The following is a 19,116-nucleotide window of genomic DNA, read 5'->3' as shown; positions in this document are numbered from 1 at the left end:
TTTAGTATACAGCAGTCAGAGTTTGCAGTATCTCGCGGATCGCCCTAATGCAAATTTGTTAACTTGGCTAAAACGGTGGCGAAGAGAGCGGGTTCGATCGGCTTTGTTAAGTGTTCGTTGTAACTCACATCTTGCACCATTCTCAATTACTTGTCTAGGAACAGGCAAGATGCCTGTTCCACAAGAAAACTCATTCTTTGTGGAACGGGCATCTTGCCCGTTCTTGACAATGGTGCAAGATGTGAGTTGTAACTGACATCTTGCACCATTCTCAATTACTTGTTTAGGAACAGGCAAGATGCCTGTTCCACAAGAAAATCTACTCTTTGTGGAACGGGCATCTTGCCTGTTCTTGAGAATGGTGCAAGATGTGAGTTGTAACCAGCGGCGATCGCCCGATCGCGGTCTTCTTCGCTAGCATAAGCTGTCAGCGCCACGGCCGGCAAGCGCTTGATTTTGTCGGATGCGGACGATCGCACTTTGCGGATCGGCGAGTAGCCGTCCTCAACGGGCATAGCGATATCACGGACTAAAATATCCGGCGGCGACTCATCTCAAGTGCCCCTTCTTACTCCGAGGCTGTTTGAGTGGCAGTGTCACCGTAAATGTCGCACCCTGGTCTTTACCGGGGCTTTCCGCCGTCACAGTGCCCCCGTGGAGTTGCACCAAGTGCTCGACGATCGCCAATCCCAGTCCCAAACCGCTGTCAGCCCTAGTTTTCGAGGCGTCTGCTTGTCGGAAGCGATCGAACACAAAGGGCAGAAACTCAGCAGGAATGCCCTTTCCGGTATCGCTGACAGTAATTTGCACGTAATTGGGTGATGAGGAATCGCTAACAGCTACCGCAGACAAGCGCACTTGCACATTTCCCCCCGAAGGCGTAAACTTGACGGCGTTAGTCAGCAAATTCCACACTACCTGCTGCAACCTCTGAGCATCGCCCCACATCAAGCTGACTGAGGGGTCAAGTTCTAACGAAACGGTGACAGACTTGGCCTCGGCTGCCAAACGAACTGAATTATGAGCCGCCTCGATCGTCTTTACCATGTAGAACCAGCCGGGTTTCAGGATCAGCTTGCCTTGAATAATCCGGGAAACGTCAAGCAAATCTTCCACTAGCTGGCTTTGCACCTTCGACTGACGCTCAATGGCTTCCAAACCCGAAGCTAATTTATCTTCGTTGTAGGGGTGGGCGCGCAGGACCTGTGCCCACCCATGAATCACATTTAAAGGCGTTCGCAATTCGTGGGAAAGAGAGTCTAGAAACTCGTCTTTCCGGCGACTGATAGCTTCTGCTTCCGCCCGCGCGGCTTGTTCGCGATCGAGCAACTGAGCGCGTTGGGCCTCGACTTGCTTGCGATCGCTGATGTCGGCGATGATCGACATACAGTTGATATTGCCGTTGCTGTCGCGGACTGGAGTTGCCCACAAACTGATGTCGATCGAGCTGCCGTCTTTCTTTTGGCGCTGGGTTTCCATGCCGGCGATCGCCTTTCCTTTGCGAATTTTTTTCAAATTAGCCGTGAATTCCTCCCGCTTGTCTGCGGGAACGCAGGGCACAAATTGACCTACCGCTTCTGATTCATGCCAGCCAAAAATCCTCTCGGCGGCTGGGTTCCACATTTTCACAGTCCCGTCGTCGCAGTCCAAAACGGTAATTGCTAGGGGACAAGCCTCAATCAAGGCTTCTAAAGTTTGATGGATGTGCGATCGCGCTGCTTCTGCTTGTTTGCGATCGCTGATATCAACGTTCACCCCGATCATCCGCAAAGGCAAACCCCGATCGTCGGGAAACATCTTAGCCCTGCAAGCAATCCAGCCCACGCTTTTGTCCGGGCGGCAAATGCGGAACTCAATGTTTAATTCCTCCCCGGAAGCCCTCGCAGCTTGCACCTGCAGTTCGGTAACAGCGCGATCGTCTGGATGCACCATTTCCACCCAACTTTGATAGCTGTCGATACCGCCTGCAGGCAGCCCGTACAAAGCCTCAAACTCCGGCGTACACGCGACCTCGCCGGTTTGGACGTTCCATTCAAAAGTTCCGATTTTGCCTGCTTGCTGAGCGATTTGCAGCCGTTCTTGATTGTGTTTGAGTTCTGCTTCCACCCGCGATATCTCGGTCAAGTCGATGTAGAATGCGACGATCGTCTCTGGTTCGCGATCGTCCGGGCACAGGGTGGTTCCGCCCATCAGAATCGGCACGCGGCTGCCATCTTTGCGGATGTACTCTTTCTTGAAAGGAGTTGCGACTCCCTTATCCCGCAGTTCTTGGGCTGCTAAGGCGTCCAGGTGCAGGTATTCGGAGGGGGTCATTCTGTCCCACCGCATTTTACCGGAGAGCCAGTCTGAGCGGGTGTAGCCGACCATGTTGAGCAGGGATTGGTTGGCGTAGGCGATGCGGCCGCTAAAATCACCGATCGCGACTCCGAAAATATTTGACTCGAACAGCCGCCGGAATATGCTTTCGCTTTGCTGTATTACTCGTTTTGCTTGGTTGCGATCGGTGATTTCGGCTACCACGGTGCTGACTCCCAGCAGTGTTCCTGATTCATCGATCACTGGGTAAAAGCTGATTTGCCAATCCCGCAAAACTCCCGGCTGTTGCTTGGTTTCAGCCTTAACTTCCAAGTCGAGCACGGGGGTTTGCGTCGCCAGCACTTGGCGGTAAATCCGCTCTACCATATCGGCCATTTCGGGAATTACTTCTCTAGCGGTGCGCCCGATGTGCTCTGCGATCGATCGGCCGTTGATCGCAGCGAGGCATTCGTTCAGGCGGATGTAGCGCAAATTGGTATCGACAAAGCACAGCCCGACTGGTGTGGTTTTGTAAACTAAGTCGAGTTCTGCTAGTTGGCGGCGAAGGCGTATTTCGTTTTCTCGAAGTTGGTTTTGGGCTTGTTTGCGATCGGTGATATCTAGTACGAAGAATGCTCCTTTGTCTTGGCATCCTTGGAAGTTTCCGCCACCGACTAAAACTGGGAAGCGCGTACCGTCAGAGCGGATGAATTCTTTTTCATAAGGCGCGCAACTTCCTGATGCTGCGACTTGCTTTAGGGCGGCGCGATCTAGTTCTCCGTATTCCGGCGGCGTGATATCGAGCCATCGGATATGTCCCGAAACTAAGTCTTCCCTCGTATATCCGATCATTTCCAGCAAGGCGTCGTTAGCGTCCGTAACTTCCCCGTTGCCATCCCAGAAACCGATGCCGATCATGTTAGATTCTACCACACTGCGGAAGCGCATTTCGCTTTCCCGCAAAGCTAATTCGGTTTGTTTGGCTGCGGTAATATCTGTGATAATTAGGCCGACTCCGATTATTTCTCCTCTTTCATTTTTTACTGGGTAGTAGTTGGCTAGCCAGTAACCGAAATATCCCGGTTTCCCATCAGGTTCGCCACTCATTTCTAAGTTTAAAACAGGCTCGCCGGTTTCTAAAACTTGCTGAATTATCGGCGCAAATTTGGCTGCATGTTCTGGCAACAATTGCCGGAAGTCTTGGCCGAGATGCTGTTCTATCGGCAAACCGTTGAGTTCTGCTAATACTTGATTGATACGAATGAAGCGCATTTCGCGATCCATAAAGCAAATCGCTAGGGGAGATGCTTCTAACAGCGAGTCAATTAAGGCGAAGGATTGCGATGTTTGAGATAGTGCTTGCTGCGCTTCTGCGTAAAGTCTGGCGTTGTCTAGGGCGATCGCCACGCGATATGCTAAATCTTCTAGCATTGCCATGTCTTCTGCACTGTAGCGGCGGCCCAACTTTGAGGTAAAGCAAGTGATGGAACCCATTACCCGCCCGCGAGCTCTCAGCGGTACGCAAGCGTGAGATCCGATATTGAGCGAGCGCAATTTTTCCTTTTCTGCTGCATTTTCGGCGAGTGCTGCTAAAATTTCCTCATCCACTTCGGCAATTAGTTCGGATTTTCCGGTGCGGATTACCAGCGGATAGCCGTTAACAGCATTGTCGGCGATCGAACTTCGGATGCTGAAGTTATTAATAGTCTCAACCATAGAGGGTTCTGCGTGAGCCACAGCGACTAGACGCACTTTTGACCCCGTTTCGGTCAAATGAATGCAGCACCCGTCGGCGATCGAATTTACTGCTAATTCTGCTACCTTTTGCAGCACCGTTTCCCCGTCAAACGCATCAGCCAGCATTTTGCTGACTTCAGCTAAAAATGCCGAGCGCTGCTGTTCTCTTTCCGCTTTTTCCCTTGCTGTTTGCTCGATTGTTAACTGCAATCTTTGAGTTTCGGCAAGTTTTATTTCTGTGATATCGCGGGCGACAATTAAGGCTGATTCTGGTACGCCATTTTTGTCAAATTCTGGAACTACGCGGGATTGATAACTTCGGATGCCGTTGATTGATAAAGCCTGAAATTCGATAATTTCTTCGCAACCGGTTTCTAACACTTTGTGCAGGGTTTCATCCCACATCTGGCACTGTTCCGGCGGTATTCCTATTTCTTGACTGGTTTTACCGAGGAAGAATGAAATTGGTTTTCCTTGGCTTCTTTCAACTGCTTGATTGACATAAATATAACGCAGATTTTGGTCAGTGCGGATAATGATATCTGGCGTATTTTCTAGCAGCGTTCTCAGTTGCTGTTCGCTGTTTGCCAAAGCTGCTTGCGCTTGTTGTCTTTCGGTGACATCTCGCACCGTGCCCACATATCCGATGAGTTCGCCGGAGTCCGAGAACATCGGCGAGGAACAAACGTTAATCCAGCGCACAATCCCTTCTGGTGTTTGCAGGCGATACTCGATCGCATATTCCCCACCTTGCCGAGTATAATCTAGCCATCGGCTCAATACGCGATCGCAGTCTTCCGGGTGAATGCAATTCTCCCAACCGTCTCCTAAAAGTTCTGTCAAACTCAAGCCGCAAATAGCCTGACAGCGTGGGTTTGCATAGGTGTAGCGCCCCTCAAAATCAGCCATAAAAATGCCGACCGGCGAACAGGAACTTAAACAGCGAAATCGTTCTTCTTGAGCTTGCAGCGCTTCTTTAGCTACTGTCAGTTCTGCTGTCCGCTGTTTGACGCGGCTTTCTAGTTTGGTGTAGGATAAAGCCAGGGCTATTTCTGCTTTGTGGCGGTCAGTAATATCTATACCAGTTCCTATCACATATTCTACCAAACCATCGCTATTGGTCGTCACAGTATTCGACCAAGAAATTAAGCGCTTAGAGCCGTTTTTAGTGCGCCAATAGTTTTGATATTCGCTGTTAAAATGTTCGACTTTTAGCTGGGTGAAAATTGTTTTAACTGGCTCTATTTCTTCGGGAATTAAGAACAAATCCCAAACATATTTATTAACAACTTCTGCTGCCGAGTAGCCTGTAGTTTTTTCGCAAGCTTGGTTAAACCGGAGAATCCGTCCTTGGCTGTCGAGAACTACAATCAAGCAAGCTGTCGTGTCAATTACTTTTGAAATAATATTACGTTCTATTTCTAGTTCTTGTTGTGCAGACTTTAAGCCAGCATACCAAGCGATAACGGCAGCGGCCAACAGTAAGATTGCAGGAGTTGCCTGGAAGGAAAACAGTAACAGAGTTGTCAGCAGTAAAGCCGTGCCGGCACTAAATGTAGCAATACTGTAAGATTTAAGGGGTAAGGGCAAGACCTCAAACTGGCTCATTTTTGTTGACCTGTAGCGATGGCGCGATCGCACTATTGCTTATGTCGATGAAACAACCTTTTTAAAACTTAGTTAAAACTAAGTATTTATTTTTTCTATACAAAACCACATTTGTCGGCTCTGTGCCATCTTCCCAGAGGCAGATTGGGAGGGGGATTTCTGCTGAATCAACTGCTATCATAGAGCCAGGGACAAATTAGATTATCTAATTTCTGGGAGAAATAAGCGAGTGAATCACAAGCTGGCCAAAATTATCGGATTATTTTTCGCAGCCGCCACCCTCTTTGGATTCGTCGGTTACGCGCTTCAAAATCCCGACTTCGCCAGCAGCTCAGCGATATCGATCGGCTTCCCCAATCTTACCACCGCGGCCGTCGGGGCGATCGACAACAAACGCTCCCAAATCTATCTTAACGGAACTTGGCAATTTGTCCCTGCAGTTGGCAACCCCCAAAACCCCCCCCTCTCCCCAAATTGGGGTTCCATCTGGGTGCCGGGAGACTGGCAAAAAGAAAACCACCAATCCGTACCCGGAATCATCACTCGCGGCAGCGGCAAAGATTGGGAAAACTTCAACAGTAAACAACTATCAAAAGCTTGGTATCAGAGAAATATAGAAATTCCCGGCGACTGGACAAACCGCCGAATTTTTCTCGACTTAGCCAGAGTCAGCACCGATGCAGTCATCTTTGTCAACGGCATTAACTGCGGTCAAATCCCCTGGCCCTACGGCACTATTGAAATTACCAAAGCAGCAAAACCAGGTCAAAACACCCTATCTATTTTAGTGGTCGCAGTATCTGATGAAAAGGAAAAAGCCGTCATCATGGGCCCCACAGAAATATACACAGAAAAATCCAAATTGGAATCGCGGGGAATCATCGGCGAGGTAAGGCTTCTGATCCTTCCCCCAGGCCCGTTAATTAGGGACGTATTCGTCCAAACTTCCACCCGAAAGAAGCAAGTTAAATTAGATGTAGAACTCAAAGACGTTGCCCAAAGCGGTCAAGTAGAAATAATCGCGCAAATGCTCGACGAAAAAGGCAAAGTAGAACAAAAATTTACAGGCACTGCCAAGGTTCAAGCTAAACCCATTCAAACCGTACAAGTTCAGTGGAATTGGTCAAATCCCCGTCTTTGGGATGTCGGGCAACCAAACCTTTACACCCTGAAATTAGAAGTAAAAGGCAGCGGCATTGACACGCAATACAACCAACCTTTTGGCTTCCGCGAATTTTGGATAGAAGGGCGCAAATTTTTCTTAAACGGAACCGAATTGCGGCTGCGACCAAACTTGCACTCCGAGTCTTGGCAAACCGGGACAGTTGAAGTTGCTGACAGGCTAATTGATGGCTACGTAAAAGCAGGTTTTAACATAACAGAAATGTGGCCTTGGAATCACGACGAACGGGGTAAGTGGCACTTCCGAGAGTTATTTTCGGAAAGAGCAGACCTCAAAGGTTTTCCAATTATGGCTCCCGCCTTAGACATTCGTCCTATCGCTTGGAACGGCAAGTGGAAGAACCCCCTGTGGAAAAACCGCTGGAAAGACCGAATGGTGACTGAAATGCGCCGCTACCGCAATCATCCATCAGTATTAATGTGGGCGACAAGTCCTAATTTTTTCGGCAACGGTGACGACCAAAATCCCCGTCGCATCGGCCAAACTAAAGTAGAAGGAACTCTCAGTCCGCCGGACAACGAGCGTTTGCGGGTCAACACTCCCCTAGGAAATGACGCTATAGCGACGATTAAATCCGCTGACCCCACCAGACCTGTAATGGTACACCAAGGCGCACAGTTCGGCGATGTTTATGCGCTGAATTCTTATTTAAATATGATTCCCTTGCAAGAACGGGAAGAGTGGATTTCTGAGTGGAGCAAAACCGGGGAAAAGCCCTACATGGCAGTCGAGTTTGGCACTCCTCTGCACGCAACGATGATGCGGGGCCGCAAAGGTTTTGGTCAGGCAATTCTCAGCGAACCTTGGATGACTGAGTTTGCGGCAATTTATTTTGGCAAGCAGGCTTACGAGTTGGAAACTGCCGCTTATAAAACTACAATTCGCCAGCAATTTGTCAAGGGTCAGGAATATCAAAGCTGGCATTTTAAAAACGAGTTAGATTTTGCACCAGCTTTTCAAAAGTTGCAGCAGTTATTCAGTACAAATACTTGGCGGAGTTGGCGGACTTTTGGAATGTCTGGGGGGATGATTCCTTGGAATGACGGACATGGTTGGGAAGTTTCCGAAGCTGGCAGAAAAAAGGTGGATATTGGGGCATTTCAACCGGGCCGCCGGGGAGTTTATTTGAAGCAAGTATCGAATAATCTTTTGAATTATTACCAGCCAGAAGCTTATACGGTTCATCCTGGGGGCGAGGCAATTATGAATAATAATAGCTCGACTTTGGCTTGGATTGCTGGTGCTAGCCCGGTTTTTACTGCGAAAGATCACAATTTATTTGTGGGCGGAAAACTGGCCAAGCAAGTAGTGTTAATTAACGATACGCGGACGGCGCAAGAATTTTCGTTTAATTGGCGGGTTTTGGTGGGGGGTAAAGAAGTAAAAAAAGGCGATAGAAAAGGCAGGATTGAGGCGGCAGGAACGCTGTTTTTCCCAATAGACGTAAAATTGCCAAATACCATTTCTAGCAAGGCTGACGGCGAAATTCGCTTGACTGCGCGAGTGGGCGAGCGATCGCATTCTGATACATTTGCTTTCCGCGTTTTTCCCAAACAATCCAACATCAAAGATTCGGTGACAATTTTCGATCCAGCGGGCAAAACATCGGCAATGTTAAAACAATTAGGTTATCAGCTTGTACCGTGGAATGGTTCGCAAGTCTCCTCGCTATTAATTATCGGTAGGGAAGCATTTTCTAGCGGGGAAAATTTGCCGGGAAGTGTAGAAAGTTTTGTCCGAAACGGCGGCAAAGCCATTGTGTTTCCTCAGCGCCGGGACTGGCTGGAAAATACGGGTTTCCGGGTTGCTGCCCACGTCAGCCGCCGCGCTTTTCCAGTTGACAGCAACCATCCCGCAATTAGCGGTTTAGACAGTGAAGATTTGCGGGATTGGGTGGGGGAAAGCACGCTGCTTGAAGCTTATCCAAATACGATCCAAACTGGCCCTAATTTGACTCAGGCAAATAAACATTGGTACGGCTGGCGTTGGGGAAATCGCGGCGGTGTCAGTAGCGCTTCTATTGAGAAGCCGCACCGCAGCGGTTGGCGCCCCATTTTGGAATCTGAGTTTGATTTAGCTTATTCGCCGCTGATGGAATTGGATTACGGAAAAGGGCGACTGATTTTAAACGAGTTGGATTTGGAAGACCATTATTCTGTAGATGCTGGGGCGGCGCTGTTAGTGCAAAAAATTGTGAGTTACGGGATAAATTCTCCGGTACTTGGAAAGCCGGAACAAGTGGTTTTAATTGGGGGAGATGAAGATGCCCAAAAGTTGGACAGTTTGGGGGTAATTTATCAGCGCGCTAGTTCGCTTTCTAATGATGTTGGTTTGGTGATTGTGGGGAGAGAATCGAATCTGAAAGATGCAGATTTGCGCGGTTATTTGAATGCTGGTGGGAAGGCGTTTTTCTTGCCGCGTCAAGTGCCTGCTGCGGGTTTGGGCGTGGGTTTGCAGCAAGCGCAGGATTTTGGGGGTTCGCTGGCGGTTCCGAGTTGGGATGAGGTGAAGGGGGTTAGTGCCTCAGATTTGCGATCGCGCTCTTTTTATGATACTTGGTTGATTAAGTCTGGGGGAGAAATCGGTGCTGACGGTTTGTTAAGTCGGGTCAAAGTTGGCAAGGGTGTGGCGATTTTTTCTCAGATTGAACCGGATAGTTTGAATGCTGATACTAAGACTTATTTGCGTTTTACTCGCTGGCGGCAAACCAGGGCAAATGCTCAGATTTTGGCTAATTTAGGGGCTAGTTTTAAGGCGGATGGATCTGTGTTTAGCGGTTCGAGTCGGGAGTTTTATCACTGGGATTACAGAACGGATTTTGAGAAGGGGGATGATCCTTATCGGTATTATAGATGGTAGGATTTTTTAACCGCAGAGGGCACAGAGGACGCAGAGGAAGAGAAGAGAGAGATGAATAATTTAGTCCGGGACGCATTTCGATCATCGAAGAAACCGGGTTTTTTACTAAATCTGTGGTTTGCAACGAAGTATTTTCGTAAAAAAACCCGGTTTCTGGAGTCCGGTGCGTAAGTCCTAATACTGTTAAAAATCAAAGGTCAAAGTGACGGCGGAAGCGCGGGTCTAGTTTGTCGGTTTTCTTTTGGTTGCAGGCGCTGCAGAGGGTTTGCAAGTTGCTGATGTCGTTGCTGCCGCCGCGCGCTAGGGGGATGATATGATCGATCGTCAGTTGGGTTTCTAGCTTGGTTTGGCCGCAGCTTTGGCACTGGTATTTATTGCGATCGAATACGTATTTTCTGACTTCGGGGGGAATGGGGATTCTAGGGGTTTTGCTCATGAATTGTTCGGTTGATTTTCTTGATTGAGAAGTTGGCGACGCAAATCATCGAGGGGGGATTCTGGTTGGCTAGTTTCTGACTCGTTGTTTTCTGGTGTTTCTTCGACTTCGGGTTCGTCGGGGCAAAATTCTATAGTGACTCTGATTCTAACTTTACCTTTTTGCCAACCTTTAGCCCCTATTTTTAAGGCTTCACAGTCTATCCCGTCACGAAACCATTGTTGTTGGTGGGTACGGTTAAAATGCGGATCATATTTACTGGTATTTATTTGTAATCCAGGAGTCTTACATAACTCCTGAAGTGCAGATTCTAGCCGAGGCAAAAATGAGTTGCTCATTTCTGCCCTAAGCGTACTTACTTTAAATATCTTAGATTCAAAGGAAAAAACATCATCATTTCCGTAATTTTCGAGAAAAATATGTTTTTGCATATTGATGGTTGATTTTTTCAAAAGACTCTATTAACGATTATCGGGTATCGCCTCATTTTTGGCAAGAACCGGGCGAATAGAATTCGCGTCTACACAAACAATGTCCGCCTGCGCGGACTAAGAATGTTTTTTTTCAACCCGCGAAGGCGGGTTTTGTCTGTGTAGCCGCGATTTCCAATCGCCGTAATTCCGATCGCCAAAATTGCAATTATTCACCATCCAGCGAAACACTATCATTTTGTGCAATTACAGGCAACAAATGCTCGTGCAACTTCATCGCCTGCAAACAACTATTAATCCCAGAAACTGCCCGATCGTACTCTTGAATCTTCTGCTCATTCTCAGCTTGCCGCCGCAGATTCCCAGCAATCTTTTCCTCCGCTTCCTGTGCCAAAGTTTGCTCCAAATAATCGCGGGCTTGACTGTATTTCTGTAAAATATCATCAGCTTGCTTTTGGGCCAGCGGCAACAAATGCTCTTTCAGGGTTTGGTTGACAGTTTGGCGGAAAGTTTGCCGAATAGTTCTAGATACTTTTGGCTCAAAATCTAGCCGCAATAATTGCCTAATTGCCGGTTGGGCGTCCACCATGTTTTCGCAGTCGAAACCTTGAGAAGTTTGCTGCAAAGTTTCCCGGAATTGATAAATTGAAAATGTGCCTTCGTCGTAAAAACGGGGACTTTCTCGCACGTAGCGATCGCACTCAACGCCCGCCGCATTTACCAAAGCATCAGAAACCCGCTTTGATAACTCCTCTAACTGCTGTTCAATTCCCCCGTCGTTCCCTAACAACCGATAGAGTAATCGATAGTATTCCGACTTGCGAACGCTATCTTTCAAATACTGAAAATAATTATCAACCAGTGACTTAGTAGCCTCTACTAAAATATCTTCCAACTGATTCGCTAAATAATAAAGCGCTTCAACTAAAACAGCAATTAAAGGTGCTGTGGCATTGCGGGGATGATTCCGCAAAGTGCGTCCGTAAGCCGCCTCAACAGAAAATCCGTCTAACAATTCATCCAAGCGCCGGATCATCCGAGATTGCAGTTGCCGAAAGTCTATATCGAAAATATCGCATCTGTTCATAATCATTTCATTGACTTCTTCGGCGATATGTTCCCGAAAATCCTGTCCGACTTGCTGCAACTCTTGATTTAGTCGCAAAAGTTCCTGTGCTTTCATTGCTTCAATTTCGCGGGGCTGGCTGTCCAAATTCCGCTGAATTGTTTGGTAATGTTTCCGCAGTTGAATGCACAAATCTTCTAAATCGTCAGCTAAATTTTTGAACAGTTGCGGGCGTTTTTCTTCTGTGAGGTAACGGGTGATGGATGTGCGAAAATCTTCGATGCCGCTATCTTGAATTAATTGAGCAATTAATGGTTGTCCTTGTTCTGCAAGAATCCGCACGTAGTTTTCATTGGGTGTTTCGTAGCTGTTCACTGAAATGCGAAATTTGCTCGGAGACAGTTTGCCGGAATTCGCACAGTAGCGATTAAATTCACTAACAAATTGCGGAGTTTCTTCACTATTACTAAAAAAATCTGAATCTAATTTATCATCTCCCGAAACTCGCCCTTGACTGCTGGCAAAGATTGTATTTAAACCAAAGCGATCGCGCCCTGTTGTCCCTCGAATCAAACTCCCGTAAAATCCCAACAATCCGCTAGTTTTGTAAACTCTGGCAGTATCGCGAAAGTCGGAATTAATCAGATTTTCTAAGCGCTGTCGCAGTTGCGTGTTGTACCAAGTTTCGTCAATGCGGTTAAAAATGTAAAACAGTCGATCGCGAATTCCCGGATTTCCCCGTGTCTTTTCCATCAACTCCGTCTCTTCCGTCGTCATTTCCCCAGACGAAGCCGCTTTCAAAACGCACACAACCGCCGAAGTATCCGGGCTTTCAATCTTATCATAAGTCAATTCTGCATCCCGCTGCACCGGCGCATCAATTCCCGGCGTATCGATAATAATATTGCCATCTTGCAGCAGCGGGTGATAACAGTAATATTCAACTCGCTTGAGTACAGCACTGTTACTACCGCGACGGGCATAACTAGCAGCTTCCTTGAGATTGGAAAAGTTAAACTGTTCCATCGAGTAGGTAGCATTTTCGAGAGTTTGGATGCGATCGCGATTTGCCTCAAAACCTTCTAACAGCAGCATCAAAGCCTTAGCTTTTTTGGCGAGTTCGGATTTATTTTCGCCGCCTTCCGTTTCAATAATTATGTTACATCCCTGAGACAACAGCGACACTACATCTGTTTGATTAATATTAAGTTCAGTAGTTAAACCTAACTGATGGCAAAGCACAGAAGCTTGCTGGCTAATCTCAAACTCGCTCAAAAAAGTGAGAACCACGCGCTCTTTTTCCGGCTCAGCAAAGGCGATATAACATTCAGTACCTGTCGCGTGCCCTTCTGCACTGTAGAGCAATTCCCGCTCCAGCAAAGCATTAATTAACATAGATTTTCCCGCACTGAAAGCGCCAGCAAACACAATTTCAAACTCAGGAGAAATTGCCTTTTTCAGAGAAGCTTGTACCGCCGTGATATCTTGTTGTCGCAAAGAGGATTCCTGACGCAGCAGTTGCAGTAAAGAGTCAACTTGCTCTTGCAGATTGTTGCATTGAGGGGGCATTTGAGTCATCGCGGCAGACTGCTCCTGATTGTGGGAAAATTACCTTAGTCTTAATTCTCTGCTAGTTCAGGAATAATCACAACAGTAATTTTACTTATGCGATCCGGGATTGCTGAAAGTGCGATCCTCTTCGAGGGCTCCGCTAACGGCTATTCTGCGGGTAAATCTTGTGTTTGCAGCCAAGCTGTTAAATCTGATATGTCGTTAAAATTTAACAAGGCTTCTCCTAAGTTTTCCAATTGGTCGATCGACAATTCCCCAATTAGACTTTGAACTTCGGGAGTGACAGCACCTACACGGCGTTCCAACAGACGAACAATCAGTGCTATTTGTCCTTCCTTAATTCCTTCTTGTCTGCCTTTTTCTGTTGCTATGCTGACGGCTTTAGTGATTGCTCCCCGACGGTCTTGGATGTAAATTTCCTGTTTTTGCAACTCGCTTAATTCGTCATAGCTCAAATTAGCTTTAGTCGCTATTGCAAATGCTTGACTAATCTCTGGCACCTCTTCCATTGTTGCAGGTACTGCGTTTAAGTCCCTAGCAGTTTTGAGAAAATAAATCCACTTATCGGTTAATGTTTCTAACTCGTTCAAACTTTTTTGGAACTTGGGTAACTCAACAAAAACCAATTCACAATCGAAAATAGGATAATCGCTCAAGAACTCTCTTTCTTTCAGGACAAACCGCGAAATTACTTTCCTAAAATCCTCAAACATCTCAAAATCAGTGATGGTCAAGGCAATCACTGGATTCAACATTACATATTGTTCTGCTGTTTCTAATTGCGTTGAATAAGCTTTGGCTGCATTGTACAAAATCCGCTTTTCAAAAGCCTCTACGTTCAAAACCTGCATCTCGATAATTACATTTGTGCCGTCATTTAACTGAGCTCTAATATCGACGTAAGTATCCTTAAGACCTCGAATTAGCGGTAGTGAATGAGGATCGAGGATTTGCAAACTTTCGATGGTGGGCTGACTGTCATACAGCAAGGCATTCAAAAAACTCTTGAGAATGTCTTTGCTATTTTCAGAACCGAATATTTTTTTGAAAGCAAAATCAGTTTTAGGATTGATGAATGTGAACATATTGGTAAGGGTAAATTTGTAATAGTTAAGTCTTCAGGTGCGGGAGGCGCACCCTACTAGATTATAGCAACCAAACTTCTGGTGTGCATTGCACGCTACAGAATTAAACCGACAAATTTTGACGCGGTTTAAAAAATTCTATCTGCCGCAATTTTTCGTACAATTCCCGTTCCTCCTCGCTAATTTCCTTGGGGATTAACACCTGAATTTCTACCAATTGATCGCCCCGATCGCCATTTCCTGTCGGATAGCCTTTGTTAGCCAGCCGCAACCGCTTTCCAGACGTTACTCCCGGCGGCAATTTCATCTTTACCAAGCCGTCTAGCGTCGGTACTTCAATATCTCCCCCCAACACCGCTTCGCTGGGAGTCAGTGGCAATTCGCAGCAAATATCCGACATTTCCAAGCGAAAAAATGGATGGGGAGAAACTGTGATTTTCAAATATAAATCCCCGCCAGCAATACCTTGATTTCGCAAGCGAATCCGCTGGCCTGATACCATAGCAGGAGGCAGAGTCACCTCGATCGCTCGCCCATCTTCCAGACGAATTCGCTCGGTACCGCCCGAATAAGCCCTTTCCAAAGGCAGAGTTAGTCTGGCCTCAATGTCTCTTCTGGGTTCGCGATCGACTGTTTCCCGTCGCATTTCGCGATCGACTGCTTCCCGTCGCATTTCGCGATCGTCCATATCCCGTCGCATTTCGCGATCGACTGCTTCCCGTCGCATTTCGCGATCGTCTGTTTCTCGTCGCATTTCGCGATCGTCAAAATCCCTTCTAGGTGGGCGAGAATTAGCCACATAACTCGTTTTCTTAGAAGCCGTACTCCACGGTTCCGAGGAGGCTACTCCCTGTGTATCATTCGCTGTCGCCATCCTCACTTCTCGGCGCCTTCCGAGCACTTGATCGAGAAATTTATTAAAATCCGAGTAATCACTAAAATCGACATCTTCGGTCGGTTTTTTGCGAGTATTTTTAGTGTTTCCCCAAGTTTTGAAATTGGGAAGTCGCACCCCTTGCTTTCCTTGAAATCCCTTTTGTTTCCAGAATTTACTAAACTGATCGTATTGAGCGCGCTTCTCGATATCGGAAAGAATATCATAAGCTTCATTAATATCCTTAAACTTATCTTCAGCAGATTGATCCCCTGGATTTACGTCAGGGTGCAACTGTCTGGCTAGCCGTCGATAGGCTTTTTTTATCTCATCTGCCGTGGCATCTTTGGGCACTCCCAAAATTAGATAGTAATTGCGAAAATTCTGCATATTTAGTCATTAGTCATTAGTTATTAGTCATTAGTCATTAGTCATTAATTATTAGTCATTAGTCATTAGTCATGCTGCTTCCCTGCTTCAAACTAGGGACTAATGACTAGGGACTAATGACTAACCACTAATTAGAGCCAATCGTCGTCATCATCCCAATCGTCGCTTTGATTTTGATAAGGGCGAGTGGGGCGATTAGCACTGCTTCTACGATCGCCCATACGATCGCCCATTCGATCGCCCATTCGATCGCCGGTGCGATCGCCCATGCGATCGCCGGTGCGATCGTAGGGACGATCGGGAATTGGATCGACAGTCGATCGCCTGTACGGTTTAGCATTTTGATAATAGCTGTTGTCATCGCTGCGCCGCTTGGTACCGTCGCCCGTAAAAGTCCGCTTCACAGACTCAAAGAAATCATCATCATCGTCATCATCAGCAAAAGCTGAAACTTCCCGGCTCAAATCGTAAAGAGCATCTTGCAAATCCGAACCAACTTGGTCAACTCCCCGCTCATCATTGCGTTCCAAACTGTCTCGCAATTCCCGAATTAAAGTTTCAATTCGCTGGCGGCTTCTTTGAGCAAACTGCATTCCGCGATCGAGCGCAACTTCTCGCAACTGCCGCTCAGCTTGATAAGCTAAAGCTTCAGCGCGATTGCGTTTTTCTACCCTTTCCCGCTGCAACTTATCAGCTTGAGCAAACTGTTCCGCATCGCGAATCATTTGATTCACTTCCTGCTGACTCAGCGTCGAAGCACCTTGCACAGTAATGCTTTGTTCCCTGCCGGTAGTTTTGTCCAAAGCTGTCACCAACAGCATCCCGTTAGCATCAATATCAAAAGCTACTTGCACCTGCGGAATCCCTCGCGGTGCCGGCGGAATTCCAGTTAGTTTAAACCGTCCCAAAGACTTATTATCTCTGCCTAATTCCCGTTCCCCTTGGATGACGTGAATTTCTACCACAGTTTGGTTGTTTTCAGCAGTGGAAAAAATGTCCGATCGCCTGACGGGAATAGTAGTATTGCGAGGAATCAGTTTTTTCATCACCCCGCCGATAGTTTCCAAACCCAGCGACAGCGGCGTCACATCCAACAGCAGCACATCGCGGACATCCCCACCCAAAATACCCGCTTGAATTGCCGCACCCACCGCCACAACTTCATCGGGATTCACATTTTGATTCGGTTCTCGATCGATCAAACTGCGAACAACTTCCTGCACCAAAGGAATGCGAGTCGAACCGCCGACTAGCACAACTTCATCAATGCGAGAAGGACTCAAACTTGCATCAGCCAAAGCTTGTTTCACCGGCCGCCGTAGCCGCTGCACCAAATCTGTGCACAGCCCCTCAAATTGACCGCGAGTTAGTCGCGTTTCCAGATGCAAAGGCCCGTCTTCATTCGCATCGATAAATGGCAAATTAATCTCGGTGACACCGACTCCCGACAGTTCAATCTTGGCTTTTTCGGCCGCTTCGATCAAGCGCTGCAAAGCTTGCCGGTTGCGTCGCAAATCAATTCCTTCTTTTTCTAAGAATTGTTCTGCCAACCAATCCACAATTTTGGAGTCAAAATCATTGCCGCCCAATTGAGTGTCGCCGCTAGTTGCTTTGACTTCAAATACTCCGTCTCCCACGTCTAAAATCGACACATCAAAAGTACCGCCGCCCAAATCAAACACTAAAATAGTTTGACTTTCTCGCCTCTCCAAACCGTAAGCTAAAGAAGCCGCCGTCGGCTCATTTAAAATCCGTTTGACATCAAGTCCGGCAATTCGTCCAGCATCCCGCGTCGCCTGTCGCTGCGAGTCGTTGAAATAAGCGGGAACAGTAATTACAGCCCCCGTCACCTCTTGTCCCAGATAGCGGCTGGCTTCATCAGCCAGTTTCCGCAAAACCATCGCCGAAATTTCCTCTGGGGCAAAATCTTTTTTCAGGCGGGGACACTTGATTTTGATGTTCCCGTTTTCGTCGCGGCGAGTTGTGTAAGGGACGCGCTTTGATTCTGGAGTCAGTTCGGTATATTTGCGTCCGATGTACCGCTTGACGGCGTAAAAGGTGTTTTGCGGATTGAGAACAGTCTGGCGTCTGGCCATCTGTCCCACAAGGCGTTCTCCTTCCTTTGTGAAAGCGACTACCGAGGGAGTTGTCCGCATCCCTTCTGCATTGGCAATCACAACCGGTTTGCCGCCTTCCATGACGGCTACTACTGAGTTTGTTGTTCCGAGGTCAATGCCAACTACTTTACCCATGCGTCAGTTGTCTCCTGTGGCGTTGTGTGTAACTTTTTCAATATAAGCGTTAAGTATGATTGCACTTATTGTACCGCGTCGAGAAGCGGGGGCTGCGGGGGGATTGCCTCACCTGCGGTTCAGGTTGCTGGGGTTGGCTGGGTGCGATCGACCTTTTTTCCATACGGTTTGGCGCAGCAAGCGAGAAGCAAATTGATTAGAACTCATATCTTGCACCATTCTCAAGAACAGGCAAGATGCCTGTTCCACAAAAATTCAATGTTCTTGTGGAACAGGCATCTTGCCTGTTCATAAAGGCCTAATTGAGAATGGTGCAAGATATCAGTTAGAATGGATAGCAAAAGTTATCCTATCATTAACATAGAGGTAGCCTGAATGCCCGGATTAGAAGTATTGTAGTCAGTTGAGTTTCTCAATCTAAAAGGCAAAGCAGTTAAAGATAAGTGGGATGAAGATTGAGGTTATTACAAGTAGGAATTACGCACGGGTGGTCAGAAACCGGGTTTTTTTACGAAAATCTTTCGCACTCACCCACAGATTCGGTAAAAAACCCGGTTTCTTGGGCATAGATGCGTAAGTCCTGACAAGATTAATTTTCACTACAAACTTAAGGAGGCAAGAGTTATGCAAAGCATTAAAGTACGATCGCACGTCGGATCAGACGGGATGTTGCATTTGCAAGTCCCGGTTGGGATAAAAGATACAGATTTAGAAGTTATTGTAGTTTTCCAGCGCATAACACCAGCAACTGAGGCTAAAAAACCGGAAGATTTAGGCTGGTCTCCCGGTTTTTTTGAGACAGTAATAGGAAGTTGGGAAGGAGAACCGCTTGTTCGTCCCGATCAGTTGGAATATGAAATCCGGGAAGAATTGCTGTGATTTATCTTTTAGACACCAATACTTGCATCCGTTTGTTAAATCCAGACCGCAACTCATCGGTATCTCGCCGACTAGCAATGATTCGGTCAGGTGATGTAGCAATATGCTCTGTAGTTAAAGCAGAACTTTACTGGGGTGCTTTTAAAAGTTCTCGTCAAGATAGCAATCTAGCTAGACTAGAACGTTTTTTCAATGAGTTTGTAAGTTTGCCTTTTGATGACCAGTCTGCCCTAATTTACGGTCAAATTCGCGCCGGGCTAGCTGCATCTGGGACACCTATCGGCCCTAATGACCTCTTGATTGCCTCTATTGCTCTTGCCAACAACCTAATTCTTGTAACTCACAATACCCGCGAGTTCAGCCGCGTTGAGGCAGAAGTGTTGAACGCTTATTGATAGGATTCTGAAAATAGACATACGAATCCTATAAAATGCTGATTTCAGCAATTG

At 47.1% G+C, this 19,116-nt stretch carries 13 protein-coding genes; 4 read left to right on the top strand and 9 right to left on the bottom strand.

Translation table 11 applies throughout. The features are described 5' to 3' along the window. Positions 1-15: 15 nt before the first annotated feature. Genes QUA00_RS16220 through QUA00_RS16210 form a run of 3 tightly spaced genes read right to left on the bottom strand, consistent with a single transcriptional unit; the run spans position 16 to position 5,640 of the window. The gene (locus tag QUA00_RS16220; RefSeq protein ID WP_333410226.1) at positions 16-297 is read right to left on the bottom strand and encodes a hypothetical protein; all 282 of its coding nucleotides are present in this window, start codon (positions 295-297) and stop codon (positions 16-18) included. After that, positions 276-515 (bottom strand): hypothetical protein, encoded by a 240-nt coding sequence (locus QUA00_RS16215; protein ID WP_333305813.1) that lies wholly within the window; start codon positions 513-515, stop codon positions 276-278. Before QUA00_RS16215 ends, QUA00_RS16220 begins: the two co-directional genes overlap by 22 nt. 34 nt (positions 516-549) lie before the next feature. After that, complete coding sequence (locus tag QUA00_RS16210; RefSeq protein ID WP_333410225.1) at positions 550-5,640, bottom strand: PAS domain S-box protein; 5,091 nt, start codon at positions 5,638-5,640, stop codon at positions 550-552. A gap of 229 nt (positions 5,641-5,869) precedes the next feature. On the opposite strand from QUA00_RS16210, the gene QUA00_RS16205 reads away from it, so the two are divergent. Further along, positions 5,870-9,682: a glycoside hydrolase family 2 TIM barrel-domain containing protein gene (locus tag QUA00_RS16205; RefSeq protein ID WP_333410224.1), complete on the top strand. Its 3,813-nt coding sequence runs from the start codon at positions 5,870-5,872 to the stop codon at positions 9,680-9,682. Positions 9,683-9,872: 190 nt separating this feature from the next. Here QUA00_RS16205 and QUA00_RS16200 read toward each other — a convergent pair whose 3' ends face one another. The 6 genes from QUA00_RS16200 to dnaK form a co-directional block, all read right to left on the bottom strand. Continuing rightward, on the bottom strand, positions 9,873-10,118 hold the full coding sequence (locus tag QUA00_RS16200) for an HNH endonuclease (RefSeq protein WP_333410223.1): 246 nt from the start codon (positions 10,116-10,118) through the stop codon (positions 9,873-9,875). Next, the gene (locus tag QUA00_RS16195; protein WP_333410222.1) at positions 10,115-10,549 is read right to left on the bottom strand and encodes a KGK domain-containing protein; all 435 of its coding nucleotides are present in this window, start codon (positions 10,547-10,549) and stop codon (positions 10,115-10,117) included. Before QUA00_RS16195 ends, QUA00_RS16200 begins: the two co-directional genes overlap by 4 nt. A 208-nt stretch (positions 10,550-10,757) precedes the next feature. Then, positions 10,758-13,193 (bottom strand): dynamin-like GTPase family protein, encoded by a 2,436-nt coding sequence (locus QUA00_RS16190; protein WP_333410221.1) that lies wholly within the window; start codon positions 13,191-13,193, stop codon positions 10,758-10,760. 140 nt (positions 13,194-13,333) lie between these two features. Next, positions 13,334-14,272 carry an Rpn family recombination-promoting nuclease/putative transposase gene (locus QUA00_RS16185; protein WP_333410220.1) on the bottom strand — a complete coding sequence of 313 codons (939 nt, stop codon included), beginning with the start codon at positions 14,270-14,272 and terminating at the stop codon, positions 13,334-13,336. 103 nt (positions 14,273-14,375) lie between these two features. Beyond that, positions 14,376-15,536 (bottom strand): J domain-containing protein, encoded by a 1,161-nt coding sequence (locus tag QUA00_RS16180; RefSeq protein WP_333410219.1) that lies wholly within the window; start codon positions 15,534-15,536, stop codon positions 14,376-14,378. 131 nt (positions 15,537-15,667) lie between these two features. After that, positions 15,668-17,788: a molecular chaperone DnaK gene (dnaK, locus tag QUA00_RS16175; RefSeq protein ID WP_333410218.1), complete on the bottom strand. Its 2,121-nt coding sequence runs from the start codon at positions 17,786-17,788 to the stop codon at positions 15,668-15,670. Between the two features lie 55 nt (positions 17,789-17,843). Between dnaK and QUA00_RS16170 the strand changes: the two genes are divergently transcribed. From QUA00_RS16170 to QUA00_RS16160, 3 genes are all read left to right on the top strand, one after another. After that, the gene (locus QUA00_RS16170) at positions 17,844-17,984 is read left to right on the top strand and encodes a hypothetical protein (RefSeq protein ID WP_333410217.1); all 141 of its coding nucleotides are present in this window, start codon (positions 17,844-17,846) and stop codon (positions 17,982-17,984) included. A gap of 428 nt (positions 17,985-18,412) precedes the next feature. Beyond that, positions 18,413-18,667, top strand: coding sequence for a hypothetical protein (locus tag QUA00_RS16165; RefSeq protein WP_333138313.1), 255 nt, complete (start codon positions 18,413-18,415; stop codon positions 18,665-18,667). After that, entirely contained in the window at positions 18,664-19,062 is a 399-nt protein-coding gene (locus QUA00_RS16160) for a type II toxin-antitoxin system VapC family toxin (RefSeq protein WP_333410216.1), read from the top strand. The genes QUA00_RS16165 and QUA00_RS16160 overlap by 4 nt, the downstream gene beginning before the upstream one ends. The last annotated feature ends 54 nt before the right edge of the window (positions 19,063-19,116 follow it).

The organism is Microcoleus sp. T2B6, assembly GCF_036700475.1.
Lineage (GTDB): Bacteria > Cyanobacteriota > Cyanobacteriia > Cyanobacteriales > Microcoleaceae > Microcoleus.
This window is presented reverse-complemented; position numbering and strand designations above follow the sequence as displayed.